The 10,639-nt window shown below is 67.1% G+C and carries 9 protein-coding genes, 2 tRNA genes and 3 pseudogenes; 5 read left to right on the top strand and 9 right to left on the bottom strand.

The window, feature by feature from the left end; all coding sequences use genetic code 11:
• A pseudogene (locus A9X05_RS20960) lies at positions 1–244 on the top strand (NUDIX hydrolase); the annotation flags it as partial.
• Positions 245–313: 69 nt separating this feature from the next.
• On the opposite strand, the gene A9X05_RS20955 reads toward A9X05_RS20960, so the two are convergent.
• The 3 genes from A9X05_RS20955 to leuC form a co-directional block, all read right to left on the bottom strand.
• Positions 314–943 (bottom strand): HU family DNA-binding protein, encoded by a 630-nt coding sequence (locus A9X05_RS20955; RefSeq protein WP_067758352.1) that lies wholly within the window; start codon positions 941–943, stop codon positions 314–316.
• Positions 944–1,154: 211 nt separating this feature from the next.
• A complete protein-coding gene (gene leuD / locus A9X05_RS20950; RefSeq protein ID WP_067758349.1) occupies positions 1,155–1,751 on the bottom strand; it encodes a 3-isopropylmalate dehydratase small subunit in 597 nt (198 codons plus the stop codon).
• A gap of 24 nt (positions 1,752–1,775) precedes the next feature.
• A complete protein-coding gene (leuC, locus tag A9X05_RS20945; protein ID WP_067758346.1) occupies positions 1,776–3,191 on the bottom strand; it encodes a 3-isopropylmalate dehydratase large subunit in 1,416 nt (471 codons plus the stop codon).
• 86 nt (positions 3,192–3,277) lie between these two features.
• On the opposite strand from leuC, the gene A9X05_RS20940 reads away from it, so the two are divergent.
• Together A9X05_RS20940 and A9X05_RS20935 are read left to right on the top strand one after the other, a co-directional pair.
• The gene (locus A9X05_RS20940; protein ID WP_067758343.1) at positions 3,278–3,979 is read left to right on the top strand and encodes an IclR family transcriptional regulator; all 702 of its coding nucleotides are present in this window, start codon (positions 3,278–3,280) and stop codon (positions 3,977–3,979) included.
• A 157-nt stretch (positions 3,980–4,136) separates the two neighbouring features.
• The gene (locus A9X05_RS20935; protein WP_067783874.1) at positions 4,137–4,649 is read left to right on the top strand and encodes a pyridoxamine 5'-phosphate oxidase family protein; all 513 of its coding nucleotides are present in this window, start codon (positions 4,137–4,139) and stop codon (positions 4,647–4,649) included.
• Positions 4,650–4,654: 5 nt separating this feature from the next.
• Here A9X05_RS20935 and A9X05_RS20930 read toward each other — a convergent pair.
• The 4 genes from A9X05_RS20930 to A9X05_RS20915 all read right to left on the bottom strand — a co-directional run bounded on the left by A9X05_RS20930 (position 4,655) and on the right by A9X05_RS20915 (position 7,282).
• A tRNA-Glu gene (locus tag A9X05_RS20930) sits at positions 4,655–4,727 on the bottom strand.
• A gap of 72 nt (positions 4,728–4,799) precedes the next feature.
• Positions 4,800–4,871 (bottom strand) — tRNA-Gln (locus A9X05_RS20925).
• Between the two features lie 147 nt (positions 4,872–5,018).
• Positions 5,019–6,488, bottom strand: a complete 1,470-nt coding sequence (gltX, locus tag A9X05_RS20920; RefSeq protein ID WP_082971030.1) for a glutamate--tRNA ligase — start codon at positions 6,486–6,488, stop codon at positions 5,019–5,021.
• Positions 6,485–7,282 (bottom strand): fumarylacetoacetate hydrolase family protein, encoded by a 798-nt coding sequence (locus tag A9X05_RS20915; RefSeq protein WP_067758337.1) that lies wholly within the window; start codon positions 7,280–7,282, stop codon positions 6,485–6,487. The genes gltX and A9X05_RS20915 overlap by 4 nt, the downstream gene beginning before the upstream one ends.
• Before the next feature lie 94 nt (positions 7,283–7,376).
• Here A9X05_RS20915 and A9X05_RS20910 point away from each other — a divergent pair, with 94 nt between their 5' ends.
• On the top strand, positions 7,377–8,681 hold the full coding sequence (locus A9X05_RS20910) for an MFS transporter (protein WP_067783872.1): 1,305 nt from the start codon (positions 7,377–7,379) through the stop codon (positions 8,679–8,681).
• Here A9X05_RS20910 and A9X05_RS20905 read toward each other — a convergent pair.
• Both A9X05_RS20905 and A9X05_RS31255 read right to left on the bottom strand, forming a co-directional pair.
• Complete coding sequence (locus A9X05_RS20905) at positions 8,581–9,591, bottom strand: 3-isopropylmalate dehydrogenase (RefSeq protein ID WP_067783871.1); 1,011 nt, start codon at positions 9,589–9,591, stop codon at positions 8,581–8,583. The genes A9X05_RS20910 and A9X05_RS20905 overlap by 101 nt on opposite strands.
• Before the next feature lie 46 nt (positions 9,592–9,637).
• Positions 9,638–10,456 (bottom strand): annotated as a pseudogene (locus A9X05_RS31255) (ACT domain-containing protein); the annotation flags it as partial.
• Between A9X05_RS31255 and A9X05_RS31250 the strand changes: the two are divergent.
• Positions 10,443–10,639, top strand: a pseudogene (locus A9X05_RS31250) (NAD(P)-dependent oxidoreductase); the annotation flags it as partial. The pseudogenes A9X05_RS31255 and A9X05_RS31250 sit on opposite strands and share 14 nt — an antisense overlap.

Here is a 10,639-nt window from a genome sequence, read left to right as displayed (position 1 = left end):
CAAGAGCCCCAAACGCGGCCGGCACCGGATGCTCGCCATCGCGGAGCAGCAAGGCACACCGGTCATTTGCACCCAGGGCAAGGTGATCCCGGATTTGATCGCGTGGTGGTGCGAACGCGACGGGGTACGCCCGGACAAGTCACGCAACCACAAGGGCAGCACCTGGGTGCTCTCGCTCGCGGGCGGCCGGCTGGTGTCGGCGGACCACATCGGCGGCGCCCTGGCCGCCAACGTGCGGGCATAACACGCGAATACCCTTCGGGTGCATCGCTGCGCCCCGAAGGGTATTCGCGTCTAGAACTCGACCGATGCCTCAGCGGCGACCGCGACGCGCGGTGGCCTTCTTGGCGGGAGCCTTCTTTGCGGCGGTCTTCTTGGCCGGGGCCTTGGTTGCGGCCTTCTTGGCCGGAGCCTTCTTCGCCACGACCTTCTTCGCCGCGGTCTTCTTGGCCGGGGCCTTGGTTGCGGCCTTCTTGGCCGGGGCCTTGGTCGCCGCCTTCTTGACCGGAGCCTTCTTGGCGGGAGCCTTCTTGGCGGCGGCCTTCTTGGCGGGAGCCTTCTTGGCGGCCGCCTTCTTCGCCGGAGCCTTCTTGGCGGCCGTCTTCTTGGCCGCACCACTTGCCACTACACCACGCTTCACTGCAGGTCCTTCCGACGGGAGACGCTGTGCCCCAGACACAACCGCTTTGAATTGAGCACCGGGCCGGAACGCCGGCACGGAAGTCGGCTTAACTTTCACCGTCTCGCCGGTACGCGGGTTGCGGGCCACCCGGGCCGCGCGACGCCGCTGCTCGAACACACCGAACCCAGTGATGGTGACGCTGTCACCCTTGTGCACGGCACGCACAATGGTGTCCACAACGTTCTCGACAGCCGCGGTTGCCTGCCGACGGTCGGTGTCCAATTTCTGTGTGAGCACATCAATGAGCTCTGCCTTATTCATCCAATCCCTCCGACGCTAGTGGTCCTCTGTTTGAACCGACTAGTGCACACGGTAAACCCTCACCCAGCAAATTTCCAAGAGCCACGCGCAATTTCAGGGTCGGACAATCGGAAGTTTTCGCAATCCGGTTGCCGCCCTTGACCGGTGGGGGACTGGAATTCCGCCCGAATTAGTTAGGTGAGCGAGAAGAAATTTCGGTCGTCACGACCGCTCAGGAGGCAGGCAGGGTGCGCGGTTTCCACTTCGGATACGCGGCCTCGTATGACTCGATTTTGTCGAGTTTCCGCAGCGTAAGGGCTATATCGTCAAGCCCCTCGAGAAGCCGCCAGGCGGTGTGGTCGTCAATCTTGAACGGCAACACCGTCGTTCCCGCGGTGATATTTCGATCTTGAAGATTGGCAGTGATTTCCAGCCCCGGACTCTGCTCAATGAGCTTCCAAAGGAGTTCCACGCCGTCTTGCGAAACCTCGGCCGCCAGGAGCCCCGCCTTGCCGGCGTTGCCCCGGAAGATGTCACCGAATCGAGACGAGATGACCACCCGGAACCCGTAGTCCATGAGGGCCCACACCGCATGCTCGCGCGACGAGCCGGTCCCGAAATCGGGTCCAGCGACCAGGACCGACCCCCGGTCAAAGGGGCTGAGGTTGAGGACGAATGAGGGATCCGAGCGCCAGCTGGCGAACAGTCCGTCCTCGAAACCGGTTCGGGTGACCCGCTTCAAATACACCGCCGGAATGATCTGATCGGTGTCCACATTGGACCGCCGCAACGGCACACCGATGCCGGTGTGCGTGTGAAATGCTTCCATGCTCTTGCCTTCTTCTCGAATGGATCAGTTCAAATCGGCCGGGGCGGACAACGTGCCGCGAACCGCCGTCGCGGCGGCGACGGCCGGAGACACCAGGTGCGTGCGGCCGCCTTTCCCCTGCCGCCCTTCGAAGTTGCGGTTGGACGTCGCCGCGCACCGCTCTCCCGGCGACAGCTGGTCCGGGTTCATCCCCAGGCACATCGAGCAGCCCGCCTGGCGCCATTCGGCGCCCGCGGCGGTGAAAACGTCGCCCAGCCCTTCGGCTTCGGCCTGCGCGCGCACCCGCATCGACCCGGGCACCACGAGCATCCGCACCCCCGGTGCCAGCTTGCGACCGCGCAGCACGTCGGCGACCACGCGCAGGTCTTCGATGCGACCGTTGGTACAGGAGCCCACGAACACGGTGTCGACGGCGATATCGCGCATCGGGGTGCCGGGGCGAAGGTCCATGTAAGCCAACGCCTTCTCGGCGGCCTGCCGCTCGGCGTCGCCGGTCATCAGCTCCGGGTCGGGCACGGCCGCGGACAGCGGTACGCCCTGCCCCGGATTGGTTCCCCAGGTCACGAACGGGCTCAACGTTGTTGCGTCGAGGTGGACCTCGGTGTCGAAGACGGCGCCGGGGTCGGTGTGCAGCTGCTGCCAATAGCGCATCGCCGCCTCCCATTGCTCGCCCTGCGGCGCGTGCGGCTTGTCGCGCAGGAATTCGAAGGTGGTGGCATCCGGTGCCACCATGCCCGCACGGGCGCCGGCCTCGATGCTCATGTTGCAGATCGTCATCCTGGCTTCCATCGACAGCGATTCGATGGCGCTGCCGCGGTATTCGATGACGTGGCCCTGCCCGCCGCCGGTGCCGATCTTGGCGATCAGCGCGAGAATGATGTCCTTGGCCGTCACACCGGCGGGCAATTCGCCGTCGACATTTACCGCCATGGTCTTGAATGGCCGCAGCGGCAACGTCTGGGTCGCCAGCACATGCTCGACCTCCGACGTGCCGATGCCCATCGCCAGCGCGCCGAATGCGCCGTGCGTCGATGTGTGACTATCCCCACAGACAACGGTCATTCCGGGTTGCGTGAGCCCCAATTGCGGCCCGACGACATGCACGATGCCCTGTTCGATATTGCCCATCGGGTAAAGGCGGACGCCGAATTCGGCGCAGTTTCGGCGCAACGTCTCGACCTGAGTGCGCGACACCGGGTCGGCGATCGGCTTGTCGATGTCGACCGTGGGCACGTTGTGATCCTCGGTGGCCAGCGTCAGATCGGGGCGCCGCACCGGCCGGCCCGCCAGGCGCAAACCGTCGAAGGCCTGCGGGCTGGTGACCTCGTGCACCAGATGCAGATCGATGTAGATCAGGTCGGGCGCGTCAGCGGCCCCTTTGTCCACAACGTGGTCCTCCCAGACCTTTTCGGCCAGGGTGCGCGGCTTGCCGGATCCCATCTGAAAACTCGCCTCTATTCCTGGTGCGCGGCTCGCCGATCCACCACGGGCTGTGATCTCAGAATGCGAGACGCTAGTATCTTCTTGTGAGACAGCATAGCGGCATCGGCGTCCTCGACAAAGCCGTGAGTGTCCTGCACACGATCGCCCAATCCCCGTGCGGACTGGCCGAACTGTGCGAACGGACCGGATTACCCAGGGCCACCGCGTATCGGCTGGCCGCCGCGCTCGAAATCCATCGCCTGCTGGGCCGCGACGACGAAGGGCGCTGGCTACTGGGCCCGGCCATCACCGAGCTCGCCGCTCACGTCAACGATCCGCTGCTGGCCGCCAGCGCGGGCGTGCTGCCCCTGCTGCGTGAGACCACGGGCGAGAGCGTGCAGCTGTACCGCCGCGAAGGCACGACGCGGGTCTGTGTGGCCGCCCTGGAACCCGCTGCGGGCCTTCGCGATACCGTGCCGGTCGGGGCTCGACTGCCGATGACCGCGGGCTCGGGCGCCAAGGTGCTGCTGGCCCACAGCGACGCGGCGACGCAAAAGGCGGTGCTGCCGACGGCGAAGTTCACCGAGCGCACGCTCGCCGAAGTGCGGCGGCGCGGCTGGGCGCAAAGCGTGGCCGAGCGAGAGCCCGGCGTCGCGAGCGTGTCGGTTCCCGTGCGCGATGGCCGGGGCGCCGTCATCGCCGCCATCTCCGTGTCGGGACCCGTCGACCGGATCGGCCGCCGTCCCGGCGCGCGCTGGGCCGCCGACCTGTTGTCCGCGGCCGACGCGCTCACCCGCCGGCTGTAGGGGCCGCCAAGTCGGGTGTGCATTGATGGCGTTGCGAGTGCAACTATGGCGGCGAAGTCGCCAAAATCCCGCCGCCCACGCACACCCGACGCCATCAGCGCACACTGAACGCCACCAGCGCACGCTCGACCGGACGTCGCCTGACAGACTGACCGCCATGGGAACCAATCAGCGCGCGAGCATCGTCATGTCGGAAGACGAAATCGCCGACTTCGTCGTCAAGAGCCGCACCGGAACGCTGGCCACCGTCGGCCCCGACGGCCAGCCGCATCTGACCGCAATGTGGTACGCCGTCGTGGACGGAGAAATCTGGCTGGAAACCAAGGCCAAGTCGCAGAAGGCGGTCAACCTCAAACGGGATCCGCGGGTGAGCTTCCTGATCGAGGACGGCGACACCTACGACACACTGCGTGGGGTCTCATTCGAGGGCGTCGCGGAGATCGTCGACGATCCCGACGTGTCGCACCGCGTCGGGGTCAGCGTGTTCGAGCGCTACACCGGGCCCTACACCGACGAGATGAAGCCCTTCGTGGAGCAGATGATGAACAAGCGCGTCTGCGTGCGCATCGTCGCTCAGCGCGCGCGGTCATGGGATCACCGCAAACTCGGCCTGCCGGCCATGCCGGTGGGTGGGTCCACGGCACCAGCCGTGTTGGGAACCGGTCAATAGTTTTGTAGCCCCGATGGGATTCGAACCCACGCTACCGCCGTGAGAGGGCGGCGTCCTAGGCCGCTAGACGACGGGGCCAGACACGATCCGAGGTGTCAGCATAGCTCACACGTCAAAGGCCACCTAATCGCTTGAGGTGGCGAGATTTTGCTGGGGTACCAGGACTCGAACCTAGAATGGCTGAACCAGAATCAGCTGTGTTGCCAATTACACCATACCCCATTGGCTGCCTAAAACCGCTGGTCAGCGGTCACTCTGAGCGATAACGCGCCGCTCCGGGGACCGCCGCTGCCAGCCGTTGTCGGCCTTTGCGAACCGCAGTGCAGACTACCAAAGACTCGGCACACAATCCGCACGCGATGTCTTCGCCTAGCCGCCGACCGTTTCGCGTGCGGCGCGTAACCGCTGCAGGCTGCGCTCACGGCCCAGCAGCTCCAGCGATTCGAACAATGGCGGGCTCACGGTCGTTCCGGTGGCCGCAACCCTGATCGGACCGAAGGCCTTGCGCGGTTTGAGGCCCAAATCCTCGATGAGGGTCGTCTTGAGCGCGGGCTCGATCTGGGCTGTCGTCCACTCCGACAGGCCGTCCAGCGCGGCCAGCGCGGCGTCCAGCACGGCGACCGCCTCCGGGCCGAGCTCCTTGGCGGCGGCCTTGGGATCGATGCCGTACTCGTCGTCGTTGAGGAACTTCAGCAGCTCCCACGCGTCGGCGAGCACCACGATGCGCGTCTGCACCAGGTCGGCGGCGGTGGCGAACGCCGGATCGTCCAACCCGAGGCGGTGGCCGTGCACGTCGAAGTAGTCGCGCAGCCGGCCCACGAAGTCGGCCGGCTCGAGCATCCGGATGTGCTCGGCGTTGAGCGCGTCGGCCTTTTTCTGGTCGAACCGCGCGGGGTTGGAGTTGACGTCGACGACGTCGAACGCGGCCACCATCTCGTCGAGACTGAACAGGTCGTGGTCGTCGGCGATGGCCCAGCCCAGCAGCGCCAGATAATTGAGCAGCCCCTCCGGGATGAAGCCCCGGTCGCGGTGCGCGAACAGGTTCGACTGCGGGTCGCGCTTGGACAGTTTCTTGGTCCCCTCCCCCAACACCGTTGGCAGGTGGGCGAACTCCGGGACGCGCTCGGCGACGCCGATCCGAATCAGCGACTGATAGAGCGCCAGCTGGCGTGGGGTGGACGGCAGCAAGTCCTCGCCCCGCAGCACATGGGTGATCCTCATCAGCGCGTCGTCGCACGGGTTGACCAAGGTGTACAACGGATCTCCGTTGGCGCGGGTCAGCGCGAAGTCGGGCACGCTGCCGGCGGCGAAGTTCGTGGGCCCCCGCACCAGGTCGTTCCAACCGAGGTCTTGGTCGGGCATCCGCAGCCGCACCACCGGCTTGCGCCCCTCGGCGAGGAACGCGGCCCGCTGGGCGTCGGTGAGTTGCCGGTCGAAGTTGTCGTATCCCAGTTTCGGGTTGCGGCCCGCCGCGATGTGGCGCGCCTCAACCTCTTCCGGGGTCGAGAACGCGTAGTAGGCCTCGCCCGCTTCGAGTAGCTTGGCCACCACGTCGCGGTAGATCTCCTTGCGCTGCGATTGGCGGTACGGGCCGTAGGGCCCGCCGACCTCGGGCCCCTCGTCCCAGTCCAAGCCGAGCCAACGCAGCGCGTCCAGCAGCGCCAAATAGCTTTCCTCGCTGTCGCGTTCGGCGTCGGTGTCCTCGATCCGGAACACGAACGTGCCACCCGTGTGCCGGGCGTAGGCCCAGTTGAACAGCGCGGTGCGGACCATTCCGACGTGCGGCGTGCCGGTGGGCGAGGGGCAGAACCGGACCCGGACTTTCGCTTCCGCCGTCACGACTTGCCCTTACGGACCACGGGATTGGACAGGGTGCCGATGCCCTCGATGGTGATCGACACCGTGTCGCCGTCCTCGATCGGGCCGACCCCGGCCGGCGTTCCGGTGAGGATCAGGTCGCCGGGCAGCAGGGTCATCACGGCCGAAATCCATTCGACGATGGCGCCGACGTCATGGATCATCAGCGAGGTGCGGCTGTGTTGCTTCACTTCGCCGTTGACCTCGGTTCGGATTTCGAGATCCGCCGGGTCGACATCGGTGACGATCCACGGTCCCACCGGGCAGAAGGTGTCGTGTCCCTTCGCCCGCGTCCACTGGCCGTCGGCCTTCTGTTGATCGCGGGCCGAGACGTCGTTGCCGACGGTGTAGCCCAGGATGCTGTCGGCCGCCTCGGCGGCCGTGACGTCCTTGCAGGGCCGGCCGATGACCACGGCCAGCTCGCCCTCGAAATGCACGGGTGATGCGTTGGCCGGCAACCGAATCGGCACATTCGGGCCGACGATCGCCGTGTTGGGCTTGAGGAAGATGATCGGATCTTGCGCGGCCGGACCGGTGAGCTCGGTCATCTCCGCGATGTGATCGGTGTAGTTCTTGCCGATGCAAACCACCTTGCTGGCCAGTATCGGGGCCAGCAGCCGCACGTCGGGCAGCGGCCACGAGCGGCCGGTGAAGTTCGGCGTGCCAAACGGATGCTCGGCGATCTCGCGGGCAATCATCGCGGCGGGATCGGTGAGTTCGCCCTCGATGCTGACGAAGGCGACACCGTCGGGGCTGGCGATTCGACCAAGGCGCATTTCGTTGAGCCTACTAATGAGCGGTTGCCTCATCGCAATGGCAGCAGGCACACGAGTATTACCAGCGGTTTTGCCGCGTATGCAAGCATGGGGGATGCAGACCGGGACGGCCGCGACGCGGGACCTGGGCGCGGGCGCGCGCTGGTCCATCATGGTCGTATCGCTGGTGGCCACCGCGAGCTCCTTCCTCTTCGTCAATGGCGTCGCGTTCCTGATCCCCTCGCTGCAATCGGCGCGGGGAATCCCGCTCGACGAAGCCGGTCTGTTGTCCTCGATGCCCAGCTGGGGCATGGTCGTCACGCTGGTGCTGTGGGGTTACGTCCTGGACCGGGTGGGCGAGCGTCTGGTGATGGCCGCGGGTTCGGCGCTCACCGCGGTGGCGGCCTACGCCGCGGCCTCGGCGCATTCGATGGTGCTCATGGCCGCCTATTTGTTTCTCGGCGGCATGGCGGCCGCGAGCTGCAACACCGCCGGCGGGCGGCTGGTGTCGGCGTGGTTCCCGCCGCACCAACGCGGCCTCGCGATGGGCTTCCGCCAAACCGCGCAGCCCCTTGGAATCGCCTTGGGAGCGCTGGTGATTCCCGAACTGGCCGAGCACGGACCGAGTACCGGGCTCAGGTTCACGGCGTTGGCGTGCGCCCTGGGAGCGGCGGCCAGCGCGGTCGGCATCATCGACCCGCCGCGCAAGCCGCGGGAGAAAGCCACCGACACCGAACTCGCCAGCCCCTACCGAGGGTCGTTGACGCTGTGGCGAATTCACACGGTCGCCGGTCTGATGATGGTGCCGCAGACGGTGACCGTCACGTTCATGCTGGTGTGGCTGATCAAGAATCTGAACTGGTCGGTCGCGGCCGCCGGCAGTTTGGTCACCCTCTCGCAGCTGCTGGGTGCCATCGGCCGCGTCTTGGTGGGCCGCTGGTCCGACCGGATCGGTTCGCGAATGCGCCCGGTGCGTCTCATCGCGGGCGCGGCCGCCGTCACGCTGTTCCTGTTGGCCTGGGCCGATTCCCTGAATTCGAGCTTTCAGGCGCCGCTGATGGTGGCCATCTCGGTGATCGCCGTCCTCGACAACGGGCTGGAGGCCACGGCCATCACCGAATTCGCCGGCCCGTTCTGGAGTGGGCGCGCCCTGGGCATCCAGAACACCACCCAACGGGTGATGGCCGCCGCGGCGCCACCGCTGTTCGGCGCCTTGATCACCGCCGCGAAATATCCGAACGCGTGGATATTGTGCGGACTGTTCCCGGTGATCGCGGTGCCCTTGGTTCCCGCGCGCCTGCTCCCGCCCGGCCTGGAAACTACAGCGCGGAGGCAATCCGTTCGCCGACTTCGGTGGTGGCGAGCCGTTCGCTCCCACGCGCTGCCAGATAGGCCCCGACGGCCCGATCCACCCGGCTAGCGGCGGCGTCCTCGCCGATATGGGCGAGCAGCAACGCCACCGACATGATCGCCGCGGTCGGGTCGGCGATGCCCTGGCCCGCGATGTCCGGCGCGCTGCCGTGCACCGGCTCGAACATCGACGGGTTGGTCCGCGTGGCGTCGATATTCCCGCTGGCGGCCAACCCAATTCCGCCACACACCGCCGCCGCCAAGTCGGTGATGATGTCGCCGAACAGGTTGTCGGTGACGATCACGTCGAAGCGTCCCGGGTCGGTCACCATGAAGATGGTGGCGGCGTCGACGTGTTGGTACGCGACTTCGACGTCGGGGTACTGCTCCCCGACCTCGGCCACGATGCGCGCCCACAGCTTGCCGGCGAACGTCAGCACGTTGGTCTTGTGCACCAGCGTCAGGTGCTTGCGGCGGCGCTGCGCGCGCTCGAATGCGTCAGCCACGACGCGGCGCACACCGAAGGCGGTGTTCAGGCTCACCTCGGTGGCAACCTCGTTGGGCGTGCCGGTGCGGATGGCGCCGCCGGTGCCGGTGTAGGGACCCTCGGTTCCCTCACGCACCACCACGAAATCGATGTCGGGGTTTCCGGCGAGGGGGCTTGCCACACCGGGATACAGGCGGCCCGGTCGCAGGTTGACGTGATGATCGAGCTCAAACCGCAGGCGCAGCAACAGACCCCGCTCCAGCACGCCGCTGGGCACCGACGGATCGCCGATCGCGCCGAGCAGGATGGCGTCGTGCTGGCGCAGTTCGGCGAGCACCGATTCCGGCAAGAGCTCACCGCTGGCGTGAAAACGCCGGGCGCCCAAGTCGTATTCGGTCTTCTCCACACCGGGCAGCACCGCGTCGAGCACCTTGAGGGCTTCGGCAGTGACTTCCGGCCCGATACCGTCGCCGCCGATAACAGCGAGCTTCACTGCGCCGCCCCCTCATCACCACGTTCTGCATGGTCGCCGGCGCGCCTCACGACAGATCAACCACCTCAAGCTTGTTGGCGCCCACCGCCGAACCGATCTCCGATCGCACCTCGTTCGGCACGTCCCGGTCCAGCCGCAGCAGGATCGTCGCGCCCGGGCCCTCGGCGTCCTCGGACAGTTGAGCGGCCTGGATGTTCACGCCGGCCGAGCCGAGCAGGGTGCCGATCTTGCCCAGTGCCCCGGGCTGGTCGACGTAGTTGATCACCAGGTTGGTGCCGCGGGCGCGCAAATCGAAGTTGCGGCCGTTGATCTGGACGATCTTCTCCACCAACTGCGGCCCCGACAGCGTGCCGGCCACGTTGACGGCGCTGCCGTCCGCGGCGACCGCGCGCACGTCGACGACGCTGCGGTGGTTCGGGCTCTCCGAGGCCGTGGTGAGCTCCGCGGTGACGCCGCGCTCGTCGGCCAGCGCCGGTGCGTTGACGAACGTGACCGGCCCCTCGACCACCGCCGAGAACAGTCCGCGCAGAGCCGAAAGCTTCAGCACCTCAACGTCTTCGGATGCCAGCTCGCCGCGCACTTGCACCGACACCGAAACGGGCGGCCCGGCGGACAGCGAGGCGGCCAGCACGCCGAGCTTGCGCACCAGGTCCAGCCAGGGCGCCACCTCTTCGTTGACCACGCCGCCACCGACGTTGACGGCGTCCGGCACGAATTCCCCGGCCAGCGCGAGCTTCACGCTTTCGGCTACGTCGGTGCCCGCCCGGTCCTGGGCCTCGGACGTCGATGCGCCGAGGTGCGGGGTGACCACCACCTGTGGCAGCTCGAACAGCGGGCTGTCGGTGCACGGCTCTTTGGCGAAGACCAAGCCGGGCGTCATCATCGTCAACGCCGCCCGCGGCGGCCTGATCGACGAGGCCGCGCTGGCCGAGGCGGTGAGCAGCGGCCACGTCCGGGCGGCCGGTCTCGACGTCTTCGCCAAAGAGCCGTGCACCGACAGCCCGCTGTTCGAGCTGCCACAGGTGGTGGTCACCCCGCACCTCGGCGC

The organism is Mycobacterium sp. E3298 (genome assembly GCF_001666895.1).
Classification (GTDB): Bacteria; Actinomycetota; Actinomycetes; order Mycobacteriales; family Mycobacteriaceae; genus Mycobacterium.
The sequence above is the reverse complement of the archived record's forward strand: the minus strand, read 5'-3'. Positions and strand labels throughout refer to the sequence as shown.